This is a genomic window from Gluconobacter roseus, from assembly GCF_046058915.1.
Classification (GTDB): domain Bacteria; phylum Pseudomonadota; class Alphaproteobacteria; order Acetobacterales; family Acetobacteraceae; genus Gluconobacter; species Gluconobacter roseus_A.
On sequence record NZ_CP175538.1, the window covers coordinates 1514832 to 1533175 of the forward strand.

Consider the following 18344-nt stretch of genomic DNA (forward strand, 5'->3'; position numbering starts at 1 on the left):
TGGTGTTGCAAGAAACCGCTCTTCAACCCTGCGTGTTATTTAACGCGCCCAAAAAGACGTTCAAGTTCACGCCGTGTCAGTTTGAGCCAGGTTGGCCGTCCGTGTGAACAAGTATTTGCACGCGGTGTCAGTTCCATCTCGCGCAACAGGGCATCCATTTCCTCAGGTTTGAGACGACGACCTGCGCGGATGCTGCCGTGACATGCCATCCGCGCCAGAATGGCATCCAGATGATGCGAAAGACTTCCCGTACCTGCAGGGTCCAGATCCGGATCGCTGGCCAGTTCGTCGGCAACGTCTTTCAGAAGCCCCTGAATGTCCTGTGCTCCCAGAAGAGCAGGAACCGAGCGCAGCAGCACGCTGCCGGGGCCGAAAGATTCAAGATCGATCCCGAGCTTTGACAGATCTTCGGCGCGCGCCATGAGAGCTTCCGCCTCGCGACGCGGCAGGTCCACCACTTCCGGCAGAAGCAGGGCCTGCGACCGCAATGTCCCACCGCTGGCATATTGTTCGCGCAGGCGCTCATGGGTCAGGCGCTCATGAGCCGCGTGCTGGTCCACGAGGACCAGGTCGCCATCGGGTGCAAGGGCCAGGATGTATGTGTCAAAGACCTGCGCAATGGCGGCGCCGAGCGGGAATGCAGGATCAAGGGCTTCCGGCTGCTGTGGAGCACGAGCAGCGGGAGCGAAAGCCGGGTCCGTTTCAGCAAAACCCGATCGGGCCAGAGGCGGATTGGCGTCCTGCAGAGGCGAGGATCGCGGAGCGTACCCGGTCGGCAGGCTACCCTGTAGCGGAACAGAGGCCGAAGCGTCCCGCGGCTCCGGCGGGCGGGGCGGATAGACGATGGACGGACGGGAACCGAAGCTCGCATGAATGCCGCCACCGCCATTCGAACCGTGCCCCAGCGCCCGGCCCAGACCGCCAATCACGAGAGACCGGATTTCGGCTTCATCGGCGAAACGCAGTTCCGTTTTGGCAGGATGAACGTTCACATCCAGCCGTTCCAGCGGCACTTTCAGATGCAGCGCCATAACCGGGAAGCGACCACGCTCGATCACGGGGCGGTAGGCCACGCGGATGGCGGTCCGGAGCATCGGGTCCGTGACCGGCCGGTTGTTGACCAGAATGAACTGGCCCGACCCGGTCGCGCGGGTCCGTGCCGGGCCGCAGGCGAAGCCTGACAGACGGACAGAACCGCGCTGTTCATCCAGCGGGATCAGCGTGTCTGGTGTCGTGTCCAGAACGGCGGCCGTGCGGGCGACGGGGCTCTGTTCCGGCAGGTCGAACAGAACCTTATCGTCCAGCAGGACGCGCATGGCGCAATGGGGCGCCGAGAGAGCCAGACGGCGCATGACGGATTCGGCATGGCCGCTCTCGACCCGGGCGCTTTTGAGGAACTTGCGTCGCGCCGGGGTGGCAAAGAACAGGTCTGTCACGACGATGCGCGTACCAACCGGGCCCGATGCAGGCTGTGGTGGCGTGATGACACCGCCATCGACGCGGATGCACCAGGCGGTATCGGACTCCGGCGTACGGGACGTGATGGAAAGCCGCGCGCTGGCGCCGATGGACGGCAGTGCCTCGCCCCGGAAGCCCAGCGTGCGGATCTGGACGAGGCGTTCATCCTGAAGCTTGGAGGTGCAGTGCCGCTCGACGGCCAGTTCCAGTTCGGCCGGGGTCATGCCACAGCCATTGTCGGTGACGTCGATCCGGTCCGTCCCGCCAGCGCGTAGGGCAACCACGATGCGGGTTGCGCCGGCATCGACGGCGTTCTCCACCAGTTCCTTGAGAGCGGCAGCGGGGCGTTCAATGACCTCGCCGGCTGCGATCAGGTCAATGACGTGCCCGGAAAGACGACGGATTGTGGGGCGGGAAAAGGACGGGGCCTCGGACACGATGCCTCCTCATCGTCCGGAACGGGACCGGACGGCAGACAGGGCCGTCCCTTCTATCCGGTCATCAGGACAGACGGGACGGAGGGTATTCAGAGAACGCCCAGGAAAGCTTTCTTCTTGCGGACGGTCGGGGTCGCACCTGTGGCCGGGTTGCGGCCCAGAGCCGAGTTCTCGCGGATGCGGCGGTTTTCAGCGTCTCCATCAACGACGGAACCGGCGCTGCCGCCTTTCCAGAACATCAGGTTGTCCACGAAGCCCGCGTCAGCCGTACCGAGTTCGGCATTGTTCGGCGCATTGGCGGACTTGTCCACCTGCCCGACGAGCGCGCTCTGGCCCGAGCTGCCCTGTCCGGCATCCGGGTGCAGGGCCGTATCCGGCGACAGGGTTTCAAGCGCCTGCATCCGCGGGCTTTCGTCCGGACGGTGGGCGTCGGCCGCGCCGGGGAGCTGCATCTGCTCGGAAGGCGGCATCGACAGCGGGGCGCGCGTGGTGACGGTGTACTCGTCGGGCATGGCCCGTTCGAGGCCGATCGCGCGTGAGACATCCGCACCCGAGCAGCCCGAAAGCAGCAGGCCGACGGAAGCCATGGCACCCATCTGGACACTGAGACGGGCAACGGAAAGACGGTTACGACGCATGGAGGGCCCCTGGGACGCGATCATGATGCAACACTCCTACAGTCCGCGCGACGCGGGGGCAAGCCATTGGAACAAGTTCCGCAATCGCATCACTTGGCCGCGGCCTGACGTTCCGCGAGCAGGGAGTCGATCAGCCAGACAATGACGCCGCAGACGATTCCTGAATCCGCGATATTGAAGACATACCATGACCAGCCGAATGCATGGGCGTGCAGGAAATCCACAACCGCCCCATAGCGCAGGCGGTCAATGACATTGCCGATGGCGCCACCGGCAATCGCGCCACAGGATGCTGCCACGAGCGTGCGCTTCGTACGCGTCAGGGTCCAGACCAGCAGTCCCACGGCGATCAGGGAAACCGCGCAGAAAATCCACGGCCCCCGGCTGCCGAGGCCGCCGAACATGCCGAACGTCACGGCGTGGTTCCAGACCATCGTGAAATTCAGGAACGGCAGGATCTCGACCGATCCCCGGTCTGGCAGATGGTAAACATAGAGGATCCAGTCCTTGCTGGCCTGATCCAGAACGAGGACCAGAACCAGCAGGGCGAGACCCAGAACCATGCGGCCGATCCGGCTCATGCCCTCATGCCACAGGGACATCAGGCACTCACCACGTCGATGCAGCGGCGGCACAGGGCCGGATGCTCAGCATTCTCGCCAACCTCGGGCAGGACCTTCCAGCAGCGGGCACATTTATGGCCCGGCGCACGCTCGACCTGCGGACCGCCATGGGCCGTGTCCCCCGGCAGCAGTTCGGTTTCGGCATGGGAGGTGATGAGCAGTTCGGCCCAGTCCAGGCCGCCGAAGATCCCGGCCTCTTCCTGCGACAGAGGCAGCGTGACGCTGGCTTCGAGCGAAGAGCCGATCGTGCCGTCGCGGCGGGCCGTTTCCAGCTCGGTCGTGATCAGGCGGCGATAGGCGCGGATGTCTTCCCAGCGGTTGCCAAGTTCCGGGTCGTTCCACTCGGCGTCTGGCTCGAAGAACTGCGCGAGATGGACGCTCTCGCCTTCACCGAAGCGGGCCTGCCAGGCTTCCTCGGCCGTGAAGACGAGGACGGGAGCGAGCCAGGTGCAGAGCGCGCGATGCAGGGCGTCCAGCACCGTGCGGGCGGCACGGCGCGTCGGATCGGACGGGGCGTCGCAGTAGATCGCATCCTTGCGGATGTCGAAATAGAACGCCGAAAGATCGGTGGTGCAGAAGCCGTGCAGTGCCGGGTAGACACCGACCCACTGATGCGTCTCGACCGCACTGGCGATCAGGCCGCGCAGTTCCGTCAGGCGGTGCAGGATGTACTGCTCCAGCGGCGGCAGATCGGCGTAAGGCACGGCTTCTTCGAGCGTGAACCCGTCCAGCGCACCGAGCAGCCAGCGCAGCGTATTGCGCAGACGGCGGTAAAGCTCACCCTGCTGCTTGAGGATTTCCTGCCCGATGCGGAGATCTTCGTTCGTGTCGGAGTTCAAGACCCACAGGCGCAGGATGTCGGCGCCAAGGCTGTCGGTCACGTCTGACGGCGCCACGACATTGCCCAGCGATTTGGACATCTTGCGGCCCTGCTCGTCCATGACGAAGCCATTGGTCACGAGCGCCCTGTAGGGTGCGACCCCCATCGTGCCGACACTTTCCAGCAGGGAGGACTGGAACCAGCCGCGATGCTGGTCCGAGCCTTCAAGATAGAGATCCGCCGGGAAGTTCAGGCCTTCCTGCCCCAGATCGAAGCGATGCGTGGAGCCGCTTTCGAACCAGACATCCACGATGTCGAAGACCTGTTCGTAATCGGCGGGGTCACGGTCGGCGCCGAGGAAGATGGCCGGGTCGGCTTCGTACCAGACATCCGCACCCTTTTCGCGGAAAGCCTCGACAATACGCTGCATGACAGCCGCATCGCGCAGGACTTCACCGGTGCGCTTCTCGACGAAGACCGCGATCGGCACACCCCAGGCGCGCTGGCGGGAGATGCACCAGTCGGGGCGCTGCTCGATCATGGAGGTCAGGCGACGGCGGGCGGCTTCGGGGACGAAGGTGACGTTGTCCAGTGCGCTCAGGGATTTTTCGCGCAGCTTCGTCTGGCCATCCATCGCGATGAACCATTGTGGCGTGGCGCGGAAGATGATCGGGGCCTTGGAACGCCAGGAATGCGGATAGGAATGACGGACCATCCCTCGGGCCATCAGGCCGGTGGCCGGGGCATCGTCGTGTTCGGCGGACTGGCGGGCTTCGGTCAGCAGGTCGCAGACTGGATCGGCTGCCTTGAAAACATGGATGCCGGCCAGATGCGGAACCCACGGAGCGTAGCGGCCATCATCCTGCACGAGTTCGGGCACTTCGATGCCGTACTGACGGCAGAGCATGAAGTCGTCCTGACCGTGGGACGGCGCCATGTGGACAAGGCCCGTACCGGCATCGGTCGTGACGAAATCACCTGGCAGCATCGGTACATCATACTCATAGCCACGGCCACGCAGCGGATGGGCGCAGACCGCGCCTTCGAGCGCATTGCCCGGCAGGGTGTAGAGAACGTGGTGTGCGGTGATGCCTGCATCCGTGCAGAACGCGTCCACACGATCCTCGGCCACCAGCAGCTTCGCGCCCTGCGGGACGAGACTGTTCTCGTTCGTCTCATCGACGCGCAGGACGACATAGGTGATGTCCGGGCCGTAGGCGAGCGCGCGGTTGGCCGGGATGGTCCAGGGCGTGGTCGTCCAGATGACGGCCGACACACCGTTCAGGGCGTGGGCCGGTGTCGGGTCCTTGATGATCGGGAAGGCCACGAAGATCGTGGTAGAGTCGATGTCGTGATATTCGATCTCGGCTTCGGCCAGGGCCGTCTTCTCGACCGGGCTCCACATGACGGGGCGCAGACCACGATAGAGGCTGCCATTGAGCAGGAATTTGCCGATTTCATCGACGATCTTGGCTTCGGAGCTGAAGTCCATCGTCACATAGCGGTTGGCCCATTCGGCCTGAACGCCAATGCGCTTGAAGTCTTCGGCCTGCTTCTGCACCCATTCGGCAGCATACTGGCGGCATTCGGCACGGAACTGGAGCAGGGGTACCTGATCCTTGTCCTTGCCGGCCTTGCGATACTGTTCCTCGATCCGCCATTCGATCGGCAGGCCGTGGCAGTCCCAGCCCGGAAGATAGCGGACCTCATACCCCGACATGCGATGGGCGCGGTTGATGACGTCCTTCATCACCTTGTTCAGGGCGTGTCCGATGTGAATGTGGCCGTTGGCGTAGGGCGGTCCGTCATGAAGCGTGAAGACGGGACGTCCCTTCCCGGCCTCCCGGATCTTTTCGTCCAGTCCTGTCGCGGCCCAGCGGGCGAGCGTTTCAGGCTCGCGCTTTGGCAGGCCGCCGCGCATCGGAAAGCCGGTTCGGGGAGAAACACGGTATCGCGGTAGCGATCCTGCTGTTCCTTGAAGGCTGCGACGGAAGGATCGGGGGTCTTATCGGACATGGGGACGGGCCAGTTTCGGTCATTCACACAAAGGGGGAACCATATGGAGATTGCGGGCCAATCCGGTCAAGTCCGCGTTAAGGGCGGCAGCAATGCAGGGTCGTCCCAAAGCGGGTTGCCGGGGCGGCGGGACTCGCGGATGATGGACGCTATGGCGCTTTTTTCAGAAGGCAGATCCGTGACCGCACTTCGTCTCTTCCAGTCCGTTGCAGGAGCCGTTCTGGGTGTCTGTGCAGGGTTCAGCATCGCCGCACATGCGCAGGCGCCCCGTTGTCCGGCAGCGGCAAGCGTGCCGGACAAAACCCGGATGGCGCAGATGTTCCAGACATCACCGGACCGGGGCTTCCTGTGGAAAGTGACGAAGGATGGTCACTCCTCCTGGCTGTACGGAACGCTGCATGTCGCAAAGCAGGACTGGCTGCTGCCCGGCCCGCTGACACGCGCCGCGATCCTGCACAGCAGCGAGATCGCGCTGGAGCTTGATCTGAACGCTCCGGACACGGCCACCACGCTGCGGCAGCCGGAAGATCCGGCCCGCTGGGCGCATCTCGTGCAGTCGGGGCGCAAGGCGAAGGTGGATGCGCTCATGGATCAGCAATGCGTGCCCAGCGCGGCGTTCGCGCATGTGGCGGTTGGCGTGGAAGCGGCCGGGGTTGAATCCCTGTCGTCACGCCCGGACGGATATTATCCGGATTATGCCGTGGATGCCGTTTTGCAGGGCATGGCGGGCAGTCTGAAAAAGCCTTTGATCGGGCTGGAGACGGTGCAGATGCAGCGGGAGCTGCTGATCGGTTCGGATCAGGCGGATGAAGATGCGTTTATTGATGACATCGTCAAAGGCGTGTCGTCCGGCAAGACGCAGGCCGAGAACCAGCGGCTGGCGGAGATGTGGGCCTCGAGCGACGTGAAGCGGCTGGAGCGGTATCAGGACTGGTGCGACTGCCTGGATACGCCACAGAAGCAGCGCTTCATGACGCGGCTTCTGGATGAGCGGAATGTCGGGATGGCGGCAAAAATCGAGAAGATCCATGAGAGCGGGACATCACTGTTCGCGGCCGTGGGGTCTCTGCACATGGCGGGGTCGAAAGGTCTGCCCGCCCTGCTCCGCAAGGACGGGTTCGAGGTCCAGCAGATCGTGCCAGCGCCCTGATGAAGCGGATCGTTCAGAGGTTTCTGGGGCGGAAGCCCTCGTCACGTCATCCTGACGCACCTGCCCTGCCCTTTCAGATCGAAGAAATCCGTCAGGGCGCATTAAAAGGACAGCATCTTCAGATCGTGCAGTGGGGGCAGGTGCTGCTGGACAGTGTGTATGTTCCGCGTAATCCGGTGGCAGCGTTGGACTGGTTTACGATCGCCGCCAATGCGGGGTTCGGGCCGGGGCATAACATGCGCGGGCGGTGTTTCCAGTTCGGCTGGGGCTGTGAGAAGGACCTTCTGCAGGCTGCACGCTGTTACGAGGCCGCTGCGAAAGCCGGAGACGAGTGGGGCCGGTACAATCTGGGCATCATGACCATGCGCGGGATCGGCATGGAAGCGAATCTGGCGCGGGCGCTGGATCTGTTCCGGACAGCGGCAAATAACGGCCATGCGAAATCCATGAACCTGTATGCGCGGTTTCTGGAAGAAGGATGGGTGGTGCCACAGGACCGGGTGGCGGCGCTGGACTGGTACCGCAGATCAGCAGAAGGCGGGGATTATCGTGGGCAGCACAATCATGCCACGGCGCTTGTGGATGCTGGGAAGATCAATGAGGCGCTGGGTTGGTGGCGGCAGGCCGCCGTGGATGCGACGTCCGACATTCTGCTGGCGATGGATCAGAAGCTGACGGCTTTGGGACCGACCGGCGATGCGGAGTTGCTGGAGCAAGTGCGCGGGCGCCTGACGGAGATGGGGATTTCTCCGTCAGGCGCGGCTGGACCGATTAGTATGTCGCCGAAAGATTGAAGAGGAAGGACCGGCCGATCGAAGGTGTGGCGCGGTTACTGAACAGGCTGCCGTAGTTCAGGCGGTTGTCGAGATTGTAGCCGTTCATGGCGACGCGCCAGCGTTTGGTGATGTTGTGGGAAATCATGGCATCCCATTCCACCGTTGCCGGAACGCGGGCCGTATTGGCGGCATCGAGCCACACCCCTTCACGCCATGTCAGGCCCCCACCGAAGGTCAGGTTATAGGGCTTGTTGGGCGCGATCGTGTAGGTGGACCAGATCGTGGCCGAGTTCTTCGGTGCATACTGAATGCGCTTGCCGACATCGGCGGCCGTGCCCGCCAGCGTCTTGGCGTCGTAGAAGGCATAGGTGCCGATCATGGTCCAGTTCTTCAGGATCTCGCCCGATACGCTCAGTTCCACGCCCTGGTTGCGCTGACGGTCGCTCGACGAGGAGACGTCGCCGTTCTGGTCCGTCTGCAGCGAATTGCCCTTTTCAAGACGGAACACGGAGGCCGTAAAGCCCATGCGGCCGTGGAAGGCGTTGTACTTGGCGCCCAGTTCGTAAAGGCTGCTGCGCTCGGGCTTGAAGCCTTCTGTGCTGGATTTCAGCGGCTCTGAACTGTTGGTGACATACAGGCCAAGCGGTGTCGTGGACTGCGCCCAGTTGAAATAGATCATCGTGTTGTCGTCAGGCGTGTACATCAGGCTGACAGTCGGGTTGAACGTGTCCTGATCCTGCCCGAACGCCATGCCCGATCCGGCAACGCCGCCATTGGCCGAATAATGGCTGTTCCAGTGATCCCAGCGGAAGCCGCCCTTGATGGAAAAGACCGGCAGAAGCCACATCTGCTCAGAGAAGAACGCGCCGACATCCGTGGCATCGCCCGTCTTGTAAATGGCATGGCCCACGCCGGGAATGTTTACGATATTGGGGGCATACTGGCCCAGAGACCCCAGAAGCAGGCCTGCCTGATTGGGATTCGGGTTAAGCAGGCTGGTCGTGTCTTTCTGCGTCCCGTTCTGCCCGTCGAAATTATAGGCGTAGTTCGTGCGGCGGTCATAGACATGCGAGACATCCCAGCCGGCGATCATTTCATGCCGGATGGAGCCCGTGTCGAACTTTGCGACGGCCGAGAAGACGTTCTGCACAGACCAGTCGTTCTGCTGATAGGGCTCGGGTCCACCCACGCCACCGCGACGGTTGACCATGGCTGCGGAAGGATTGGTGAAAAGATTGGCGGTGCAGGTCGCATCACAGGCTTCCTGCGAGGATGAAAAATACCGCTCGTACATGCCACCGCGCAGATCATCGTAAAGCGTGATGTGCGGATTGAGTGTGAATTTCAGACGGCCGGTCAGCATGTCCACGTTCGAGGCATCCTGATCATAGGACGTGCCATACCAGTTGGTCCGTTTAACACCGTATTCCGTTACCGGAAGGCCATAGACCGTACCGGGTTTCGTCACGACCGGGACACCATAATCGGGAATACGGTTGTCGCTCTGGTGGAAGTATTCGAGCGTGAAAGTGGTACGCTTGCCCAGACCGAAGGCGATGGATGGTGCAATACCCCAGCGGTGGGAATAGAGCTGGTCACGACCGACGACGTTGTTCTCGTTGCCCATGCCGGTAATGCGGATGGCCGTGGACTCGCCGATCTGTTTGTTGAAGTCGAGCGTGCCGCGATAATAGGCACCCGATCCGCCCGAGAAGCTGCCGCCATAGCTGTCGCCGAGATGGGCGACCTTGGTGGTGATGTTGATGGCGCCACCCGTGGTGCCATTGCCGAAGACTTCCGAAGACGGGCCCTTGATGACCGAAACGTGGTCATAATCGAAGCTGTCACGGGTATAGACGCCGAAATCGCGCAGACCGTTCTCGTAGATATCGTTCTGCGCCTGGAAGCCGCGGATCAGGAACTGGTCCCCCGCCATGCCGCCTTCGCCTTCCCCGACCGAAGCGGTGATGCCCGGCACGTTGCGCAGGGCCTCGTCGAGCGATTTGACGTTCTGCTGCTGCATCAGGAGTTGTGGAACAATGTTGATCGTTTGCGGCGTGTGCAGCGCATCCTGCGGCATGCGGCTCAGGCCCATCAATTCATGCAGGATGTTCATGGGCGAGCCCACGACCTGAAGATGTTCGGCTTCCTCCGGTGCAGCCGTAACGCTGTTATCCGCTGTCTTCGGCGCGGGCGGAGCGCTCTTTGGAGCCGCCGGTTTTGTATCCTGTGGACGGGCGGCGTCATTTCCGGGAACGGGATGGCGACGGAGTTTGTGGTGGTGCCGGGTGTCGTCCTGAGCGTGCGCGGCCGTGCAGACAAGCGTCAGGCCTGCGGCAAGGGAGAGTGGTCCCAGAGGGTGGCGGGGTGTTCTGGACGACATCGGATCACGATCCTGCAAACGAAAACGGATGCTGTCCTTAAAATGTTAATGCGAATAATTCTCAATACAGATTCAGCAACATTGCGAAAGATTCTCATTCTCTTTGCCTGATTGTGGCGAAAACGACACAGAACGACATATGACAAAAACCCCTTCTCCGAGGACGAAGAAGGGGTTCATCAGACAGAAAGAGCGGGTATGCCATGAGGCGATCTGACGGATCAGGAGTGGGCGATAATTGGTCCGCGTCTACCTTCCACGTCCGAGGGGCAGTCCGGGTACCCTCTCGGCTGTATCCTCACCGGAGGACACAGGTCTCGGACTACAAAACCAATTCCGTCAGGATGTGCGGATCCACAGGATTTTGTCTGTTATTTCATCCTGCAAAGGCTGCAGCACTTCGCAGATAGAAGACTGGCGGTGCTAACGGGACCGCAACCGCATTGAAGGGATATTCAACCACTTCAAGCAGATGCGGGCGTATTGCAACCCGCTATGACAAGACTGTTCTGTCCTTCATGAGTTTCCTCAATCTCGCCACCGCAAGGCTTTGGACTAGACCTTTTGTCAATGTAACCTAGTATCCCAAGTGATTTACGACAGCATCATCTCCTATGTTTCCCCATATAGAAAGCCCCAATAATCTGGAAGTGATTTGCCAGCCTAGGTAAGATGCAATATTCTCTATAATAACATTAACACTTTCCTCAATACCTGAAGCTCCATCATTCCCACCATCAAAGTAATCGTTATTTGATATTATTGGCAAGATAAATGAATTAAAAAAGGACCTTCTCATTATGTGGGGTGTATTAGAAAAAAGGCTAGTTTTTGTTAGATTGTCTTGATAGTCTATGATTGACTGATTGGCAAAGAAATCAAATCTATCAGCAATATTTTTGTCCCTATTGATTTTTATATAATTTATGTCAGGTCTTTTGTGGAAAATTTCAATTAACTCCATCCAATTTGGACAATTTTCAAGCAATTCATGATCTTGTTCAATTACTAAAATAAATTCTTCATTAGATCTTGCTATTGATTCCAGCCATTGTTTCCGAAGTCCATTATTTTCATTTATGATAATATTTACATCTTTTGATTCAGCTAGCTTTAATAAATTCTCCTTATATGGGATCCCCAATGCTGTTTCCCTGTGATCATATACAATATTTGTATTTACTTCCACATGACCAGTTCTTTTATTTGAATTGGAAATTATATCCTCAATCATTTTTGTATTTGGGGGAGCCAAATCATGGTTATGGCTCATTCTTTCAGTTGGATGAGAAAATATGAATAGTCCAACATCATGAGTTTTTTCATCTCTATTTATGTTATCAATTTTAACGTCAATTAATTTGTAAATATGCGTCGCCAATTCTGTGAAGGCTTTTGTTTCTTTACAAATTTTTGCATATTTTACAAAGGTATCATAATCTCTTTTTTCTAAACAAGAGCAGCAGATACCTAGAAGAGAATATAAATCTCCTTTAGATATATTGTTTGCTTTATGATAGAAATCATAAGACAAGTCTATGCGACGTGCACTTAAATTAGCATCAGCCAAAATCAAATAAGAATTAAAAATCTCTGATTCTAGAGAGTTTTTTCTTGCCAGATAATCAATTTGATTTGCCGCCTCAATTGCTAAGTCACTATAATTAACTGAACATGCATCTTTTGCCAATCGGGATAACATTTTTGCGTTATTCTCAAATTTTGCAAGAGACCGAAAATATAATGCTCTTCTGGCTACTTCAGATGTCCAAACATCCTTTATCAAGATATTACTTGATGTGTCGTATATATACGGTATGTACTCCTCATGCTCTCTTATAATTGCTGTATATTCTCCATACATCCTTCTAGAAAGGAGATCTGATACTATTTCATTTAGAAAATAATTATATATGCGCTTATTTTCTTTAAATTTTTCTAAATTTAACTCAAGTAAGTTTAATGCATCTTCAAATTTTAAATCAATAAAAAGGCTTTTTATTTCATTTATAGCCTTTACGCAATTATCAAATAAATGGTCCTCAAAAGGCTTTTGAGCATATGAACGCGAATATACCTTGTATTTACTAAAATCCGGTATGATTCCAAAAATTTCTTCTCTATATGAATGATCGTTGGTATCTAAAGCCGATAAGAAACAGATCTTATAAAACCACTCTTTGTTTTCCATGTTATTTACATAGGATAATGCTTCTTTTATCTGCTTTTTGTCTAAAAGGATTTTAACCTTCTCTTCAAGGAAATAAGAAAATCCTAATTCATTTAGAAATGAAGGGAATTTTTTAATTCCTAGCTCAATATATAATTCTGATTCATTATACCGGCCTTGATTGTGAGAATTTTTTACTAAACTCAAAAGAAATTCTGGAGTCATACGATTATCCTTAGAAAATACAATTATTCAGGTTAGTTGGAAAACATTGTTGATGATTTATACGTTTCTCCGTCTTTGATAAAGATTTCTAAGGGGTAATTGTCCCAATACACCAATAACAAGTGATCATAAAATGAAAATTTTCCCTTACTATTATGTTCTAAAAGAGTAACTCTCTTGCTTGAGAAATCTAAAAGAATCTTCCCTTTCCAAGAAGGATTTTCAGCATTTATTATTTTTTTATCTTCTTTAATAAGATTAATATTATAAAATATTTTTCGTCTTTCAGCAAAATTCTTGAGGCTGTTATCTACAACGGATCCTTTATCTATTGTGGAGTAGTCGCTATTTCTTTCTAAAAATTGATTGAAATATACTTGTTGCCCATAAAAAGCTCCTTCTATAGATCTAAAGCGTCGAATAATCACGTCTTCAGCTGATTTGAGCTGATAATGTTTGATATGAGGCGATTCCAACAATAAGGATTGATCTGAATCATTCAAAAGCTTATCCCCGCCACTGGGAAAAGATTCTGCATATGAAGACCAGTCATCGCCAATAGAATTCACAATATTGATATCTGGCCAAACGCTTTGTGTTAGCGCATGATGAAAAGGGAATTTAGTTTTTTTTATCCGATCTTCTGTCAAATACTTTGTTTTACAAATATATTTTACGTGATTATTAATATTTTTATCTCTGTATGTATAATTCCTTAAAACAGATCCACCAGGACGTGAAATAAAACCAGAAGTTTTAAAATTTAACCAATTGAAATATACACAATCCACACTTTCCTTATGGAATTCCATATAATTTGATATATTTCCGAAACTTCTTAAGTCTAAAAACTCGTCAATATCGAAAAAGGAAATCCATTCCGATTCATACCGAGCAGTTCTTAAAGCATCTAAGTACATTTCGTACTGCTTCCCTTTTTCAGGGAAATGCTTCAGTGTAAGAAAATCTTGCGGAAGATCTACTTCACTAATTTTTTTAAAGAACTCCGTAGGGTCATCATCATTGCAATAAACATATATATGATTAAATCCTACTTCTTTATAATACGCCAGCCATTCTCCTATGTAGTCTTTCTCCCACCTAGCACAGCATATAATGGAATATTTATATTTTTTATTAAAGCTTTCCAAGTTATAATATCCTTCTTACGTCAATGTTCGAAGCTAAATTCGCATGTAAATTATACGAAAAAACCTTGCACAAGTAAATTTCAAAATCGGAAAACCTTTTGGTTTGGATGTTTTTGCCTAGCCTCATATCTCCTGTATTTTTGAAAAATAATATGTTTGAAACCTTCGTTGTGGTTGGTGCTCAACCCGCTTGTGGAAGCAGAATAGTGGTCTCTTCTCCTTACTCTGCTGGTATCCCCGTCTGGATATTAGGACGAGCTTAGCCATCTTGCGGTAATTCCGAGCGGTTGCAGCGATGGTAAACTCGTTATGAAGTTTCCTTAGAGAAAATAATTTCAAGCGGTCCACGTTCAGATTTTGCTTGAGATAGACGAATAGAATCTGGAGGGTTCGAAAAACCCTTGGCTCTGAGCTGTTCTGTGTGATTCCATTTCTTCGGCGTTGATTGGGGATGGTGGAAGATGAAGCAGCCTGGTTTCTTTGATGTTGAAGAGCGCCTTGCTCGGCTGAGCGGGCTTGGCGATCAGCTGGAGGCCTTTTCCCGGACTGTGGATTTTGAGGTGTTCCGCCCTGATCTGGAGCTGGCTCTGGCCTATTCAGACGGAAGTAAAGGCGGACGTCCGCCGTTTGATCCGGTGCTGATGTTCAAAATTCTGGTCATCCAGACGTTGAACAATTTGTCTGATGAACGGACAGAGTATCTGATCAATGACCGCCTGTCGTTCATGCGCTTTCTGGGATTGGGGCTGTCGGACCGCGTGCCGGATGCCAAAACGGTCTGGCTGTTTCGTGAGCGTTTGACACAGGCGGGTGCCATTGAAAGGCTGTTTGACCGATTTGACGCGACCCTGCGGAACGCCGGTTATCTCCCGATGTCCGGCCAGATCCTGGATGCAACACTGGTGGCTGCTCCAAAGCAGCGCAATACGAAGGCTGAGAAAGCGGATCTCCGGGCAGGACGTATTCCTGAAGACTGGCAGGACAAACCCGCAAAGCTGTCGCACAAGGATCGTCATGCACGATGGACACTGAAGTTCACGAAGGCGAAGCGGCAGGACGATGGAACCATACCGTCGAGCGATCTCGCCATCCCGTTCTTTGGCTACAAATCCCACGTCTCCATCGACCGGAAGTTTCGGTTCATCCGAAAATGGAAGACGACGGATGCCGCCGCCAGTGATGGTGCGCGATTGAGAGAGGGGCTGTTAGATAAAACCAATACGGCCTCAAGCGTTTGGGCTGATACAGCTTATCGCTCGAAAGCGAATGAGGACTTCATGGACAAAGAGGGTTTTGTCTCAAAGGTTCACAGAAAAAAGCCGCATCTCAAGCCTATGCCCCGACATATCCAGAAATCGAATGCTGGAAAGTCCGTGATCCGATCGCGCGTCGAGCACGTCTTTGCCGACCAGAAATCACAGACGGGATTGTTCATCCGAACTGTCGGTATCACCCGGGCCACCATGAGGATCGGGCTGGCCAATATCGTCTACAACATGCGCCGCTTCCTCTTCCTCGAAAGATTGAACGCGAGCGCATAGTCATCCAGCGGGAGAGCAGTCCCCGATCTGCTCAAAACGCAGATCAAAAGCTCCCCCAAAAACCGTCAATCAAATCGCCAAAAGCCTGAAATCACGAGCCAGGCGCATCAACCAACGGTTCTTCGATCCCTCCATCTGGACTTTTTTGATGGTGTGTCGTGATATAAGTGCTCGTCAATACGGGGACACGAGCTAAATCCTTAGGACATTCTGGGGCGTAATTTTGCACTCTAGGGTCCTTGCCGTGTAACGCTTTTAAAATACGTAACCTTCGCAGGTTTTTTATTGACACGGTAGTCAGATACTAAAATTTCCTACACTTCTTGACCATCTGGCGTTGGGCGATGACTTTGATCAAAGGTCTGGTCCCAAACCTTGCGGCGGCGAGATTGAGGAAACTCATGAAGGACAGAACAGTCTTGCCATAGCGAGTTGCAATACACCCGCATCTGCTTGAAGTGGTTGAACATCCCTTCAATGCGGTTGCGGGATGAAATAACAGACGAAATCCTGTGGATCAGCACATCCTGACGGAATTGGTTTTGTAGTCCGAGACCTGTCCCCCGGTGAGAATACAGCCGAGAGTTCACCTTGACTGCCACACCGGACGTGGAAGATAGACGCGGACCAATTATCGCCTACTCCTGATCCGTCAGATCGCTTCATGCCATACCTGCTCTTTCTGTCTGCTACCCCAGAGAAACAAAGCAAGGTAGATCTCACATTAGACCGATAGACCTTTTGTCAACCTGACCTAAAAATAGATGGGAGGACTTAGGTACCGAGAATGGCGCGCGCCTGTACGGCATCTGCTGCAATCTGGGCCTTGAGTTCGTCCAGACCGGAGAACTTCTTTTCCTCACGCAGAAGCGAGATCAGGGCGACGCTCAGGGTCTGGCCGTACAGGTCTTCGTTGAAATCGAAGAGATGGACTTCAAGCCGGCTTTCCTGACCGTCATTGATGGTCGGGCGGCGGCCGATATTGGCGACGCCAGGAACAACCCGGCCATCCGGCAGCGTGACACGCGCGGCATAGACGCCGCGTGCGGGTTCGACATGCTGCGTCAGGGGGATGTTGGCAGTCGGGAAACCAAGGAGGCGTCCGCGCTGGTCTCCGTGCATAACGGGACCGGTGATGCTCCAGGGACGGCCGAGTTCCTGCGCAGCGCGCTGGGGATAGCCTTCCTGCAACAGGCGGCGGATGCGGCTTGAGGAGATCGGGCCGCCTTCATCGGAAAGCTGGGGCACGATGGTCAGACCGATTCCATGGGGAGCCAGAAGGGTTTCAAGCCGCTCGATATTGCCGGTGCGACGATGGCCGAACGCGAAATCCGCCCCGCAGGCCACATGCGCCACGCCAAGGCCGTTCACCAGCACGTCATTCACAAACTGATCGGCGCTCAAGCGGGAAAACTCCGCATCGAACGGGATCTGGAAGACATGGTCCACACCCTGCTCACCGAGAGCGGCAGCGCGGACATCCGGCAGCATCAGGCGGAAGGGGGGGTCCTGCGGGCGAAACAGCGTGCGGGGATGGGGATCGAACGTGACGACCGAAAGCGGGTGATCGGGACGCGCCATCCTCAACGTATCGAGCAGATGGACATGCCCGCGATGCACACCGTCGAAATTGCCTAGGGCAGCAACCGTATTGCGCGCAGAGGCAGGAATATTGCGCCAGTCCGTATGCAGGATCATGCGACGGGCAGGCCGAACTGGGTGGCGACAGCATTGAGGTCTGGCGCCTGCGGGACGCCCGGATGAGGGACAGTGCCGTCCTGCTCGCGGACGAGCTGGCAGACAGTCAGGCCTGCCCTCTGGGCCGCATCAAGCTCGGCGCCGATATCGGACAGGAACAGGATTTCGTCTGCGGGCAGGCCGAGAGCGGCCGTAATCTTTTCATAGGAGGCGGCGTCTTTTTTTCCGCCGGTCGAAAGATCGAAGAAATCCTCGAACAGCGGCGTCAGATCGCCCTGTTCGCTATGTCCGTAAAGCAGCTTCTGGGACGGGATGGAGCCGGAGGAGTAGACGGCCAGACGCAGACCGCCTTTCGACCATGCTTCCAGAGCGGGCGGGACATCGGAATAGAGATCCGCTTTCAGGGTACCGTCCTCGAAACCCTGACGCCAGGTCAGACCCTGAAGCGTCTTGAGAGGTGCGGCTTTCACGTCCGCCTTCATCCAGTCCTGACAGACCTTCAGCGGGTCCTGCCCCGGATGCTCCATGACGATATCCGCGCGGGCACCCACGACCGTCGGGTTCGTGTGGTCCTGCATCAGGGCCGGGAGGGCTTTCGCGGCGTAGGGAAACATGACGTCCCGCACGAAAGAGATCGGCAGGGTTGTGCCCTCGATATCAAGCAGGACGAGACGGATCATGGGAGACTTTCAGGAGTTGCCGGAGGCTTCGACAGGCACTTCGGCCGGGAAACGGTTGGCAATGTCATCGCCGGTATACTGCGCGATCCAGCCGGTGGTGTCGGTAAAGACGCGCAGGCCCACGACATCCGGCGATGGTCCGGCGTCGAACCAGTGCGGGATGCCTGCCGGAACGGAGATCAGGTCGCCTTGTGTGCACAGGACGGAATAGACGCGCCCGCGGATGTGCAGGACGAACGCCCCCTGCCCGTGCACGAAGAAGCGGACTTCATCTTCGCTATGGGTGTGTTCGGACAGGAATTTTTTCCGCAGCTCCGGAAGATTTGGCGTGGACGCGTTGATTCGCACAACGTCCGCACTGCCGGCACCCGTCTCACCCATCAGCGTATCGAGATAGGGGCGATAGGCGTCCAGCACCTCTTCCGCCGGCGCGTCGGACGCCGGTGTGACGGGAGCGGACCAGCGGTCGAAACGGATGTTGTGGGGACGCAGGGTCTCCGCGATCTCGCCGGGCGTGGTGACATCCAGCAGGATCGTGTCGGGAGCATCGTCGCGATAGACGGTCAGACGGCTCATGA

Annotated in this window: 12 protein-coding genes and 1 pseudogene; 3 read left to right on the forward strand and 10 right to left on the reverse strand. The window is 55.7% G+C overall.

Annotated features, from left to right (window positions below):
- Nucleotides 1-35 precede the first annotated feature (35 nt).
- The 4 genes and pseudogenes from mutL to ileS all read right to left on the reverse strand — a co-directional run bounded on the left by mutL (nt 36) and on the right by ileS (nt 5992).
- Complete coding sequence (gene mutL, locus ACJ2A4_RS06970) at nt 36-1895, reverse strand: DNA mismatch repair endonuclease MutL (protein ID WP_408872266.1); 1860 nt, start codon at nt 1893-1895, stop codon at nt 36-38.
- A gap of 89 nt (nt 1896-1984) precedes the next feature.
- Nucleotides 1985-2557: a DUF3035 domain-containing protein gene (locus ACJ2A4_RS06975; RefSeq protein ID WP_062507636.1), complete on the reverse strand. Its 573-nt coding sequence runs from the start codon at nt 2555-2557 to the stop codon at nt 1985-1987.
- Nucleotides 2558-2622: 65 nt separating this feature from the next.
- Nucleotides 2623-3135, reverse strand: coding sequence for a signal peptidase II (gene lspA / locus ACJ2A4_RS06980; protein WP_408872267.1), 513 nt, complete (start codon nt 3133-3135; stop codon nt 2623-2625).
- Nucleotides 3135-5992 (reverse strand): annotated as a pseudogene (gene ileS / locus ACJ2A4_RS06985) (isoleucine--tRNA ligase). The gene lspA and the pseudogene ileS overlap by 1 nt, the downstream one beginning before the upstream one ends.
- Before the next feature lie 178 nt (nt 5993-6170).
- On the opposite strand from ileS, the gene ACJ2A4_RS06990 reads away from it, so the two are divergent.
- Nucleotides 6171-7142, forward strand: a complete 972-nt coding sequence (locus tag ACJ2A4_RS06990) for a TraB/GumN family protein (RefSeq protein WP_408872268.1) — start codon at nt 6171-6173, stop codon at nt 7140-7142.
- On the forward strand, nt 7142-7936 hold the full coding sequence (locus ACJ2A4_RS06995) for a tetratricopeptide repeat protein (protein WP_408872269.1): 795 nt from the start codon (nt 7142-7144) through the stop codon (nt 7934-7936). Before ACJ2A4_RS06990 ends, ACJ2A4_RS06995 begins: the two co-directional genes overlap by 1 nt.
- On the opposite strand, the gene ACJ2A4_RS07000 is transcribed toward ACJ2A4_RS06995, so the two are convergent.
- The 3 genes from ACJ2A4_RS07000 to ACJ2A4_RS07010 all read right to left on the reverse strand — a co-directional run bounded on the left by ACJ2A4_RS07000 (nt 7914) and on the right by ACJ2A4_RS07010 (nt 13847).
- Complete coding sequence (locus tag ACJ2A4_RS07000; protein ID WP_408872270.1) at nt 7914-10301, reverse strand: TonB-dependent receptor; 2388 nt, start codon at nt 10299-10301, stop codon at nt 7914-7916. The two genes, ACJ2A4_RS06995 and ACJ2A4_RS07000, sit on opposite strands and share 23 nt — an antisense overlap.
- A gap of 577 nt (nt 10302-10878) precedes the next feature.
- Nucleotides 10879-12696: a hypothetical protein gene (locus ACJ2A4_RS07005; RefSeq protein WP_408872271.1), complete on the reverse strand. Its 1818-nt coding sequence runs from the start codon at nt 12694-12696 to the stop codon at nt 10879-10881.
- A gap of 32 nt (nt 12697-12728) precedes the next feature.
- A complete protein-coding gene (locus tag ACJ2A4_RS07010) occupies nt 12729-13847 on the reverse strand; it encodes a glycosyltransferase family 2 protein (protein ID WP_408872272.1) in 1119 nt (372 codons plus the stop codon).
- 461 nt (nt 13848-14308) lie between these two features.
- Here ACJ2A4_RS07010 and ACJ2A4_RS07015 point away from each other — a divergent pair, with 461 nt between their 5' ends.
- Nucleotides 14309-15388: an IS5 family transposase gene (locus tag ACJ2A4_RS07015; RefSeq protein WP_408872273.1), complete on the forward strand. Its 1080-nt coding sequence runs from the start codon at nt 14309-14311 to the stop codon at nt 15386-15388.
- A gap of 774 nt (nt 15389-16162) precedes the next feature.
- Here ACJ2A4_RS07015 and ACJ2A4_RS07020 read toward each other — a convergent pair.
- The 3 genes from ACJ2A4_RS07020 to ACJ2A4_RS07030 are packed head-to-tail and all read right to left on the reverse strand — an operon-like array spanning nt 16163 to nt 18342.
- Nucleotides 16163-17086: a bifunctional riboflavin kinase/FAD synthetase gene (locus tag ACJ2A4_RS07020; RefSeq protein ID WP_408872274.1), complete on the reverse strand. Its 924-nt coding sequence runs from the start codon at nt 17084-17086 to the stop codon at nt 16163-16165.
- Nucleotides 17083-17766 (reverse strand): acireductone synthase, encoded by a 684-nt coding sequence (gene mtnC, locus ACJ2A4_RS07025; RefSeq protein ID WP_408872275.1) that lies wholly within the window; start codon nt 17764-17766, stop codon nt 17083-17085. Before mtnC ends, ACJ2A4_RS07020 begins: the two co-directional genes overlap by 4 nt.
- A gap of 9 nt (nt 17767-17775) precedes the next feature.
- A complete protein-coding gene (locus ACJ2A4_RS07030; protein ID WP_408872276.1) occupies nt 17776-18342 on the reverse strand; it encodes a 1,2-dihydroxy-3-keto-5-methylthiopentene dioxygenase in 567 nt (188 codons plus the stop codon).
- Between the last annotated feature and the right edge of the window lie 2 nt (nt 18343-18344).

Excerpts from the sequence above, each read along its gene's own strand:
- ACJ2A4_RS06975 (WP_062507636.1), bottom strand. The coding sequence starts at position 2,557 with ATGATCGCGTCCCAGGGGCCCTCCATGCGTCGTAACCGTCTTTCCGTT.
- lspA (WP_408872267.1), bottom strand. The coding sequence starts at position 3,135 with ATGTCCCTGTGGCATGAGGGCATGAGCCGGATCGGCCGCATGGTTCTG.
- ACJ2A4_RS06995 (WP_408872269.1), top strand. The coding sequence starts at position 7,142 with ATGAAGCGGATCGTTCAGAGGTTTCTGGGGCGGAAGCCCTCGTCACGT.
- ACJ2A4_RS07000 (WP_408872270.1), bottom strand. The coding sequence starts at position 10,301 with ATGTCGTCCAGAACACCCCGCCACCCTCTGGGACCACTCTCCCTTGCC.
- ACJ2A4_RS07005 (WP_408872271.1), bottom strand. The coding sequence starts at position 12,696 with ATGACTCCAGAATTTCTTTTGAGTTTAGTAAAAAATTCTCACAATCAA.
- ACJ2A4_RS07015 (WP_408872273.1), top strand. The coding sequence starts at position 14,309 with ATGAAGCAGCCTGGTTTCTTTGATGTTGAAGAGCGCCTTGCTCGGCTG.
- ACJ2A4_RS07020 (WP_408872274.1), bottom strand. The coding sequence starts at position 17,086 with ATGATCCTGCATACGGACTGGCGCAATATTCCTGCCTCTGCGCGCAAT.
- mtnC (WP_408872275.1), bottom strand. The coding sequence starts at position 17,766 with ATGATCCGTCTCGTCCTGCTTGATATCGAGGGCACAACCCTGCCGATC.
- ACJ2A4_RS07030 (WP_408872276.1), bottom strand. The coding sequence starts at position 18,342 with ATGAGCCGTCTGACCGTCTATCGCGACGATGCTCCCGACACGATCCTG.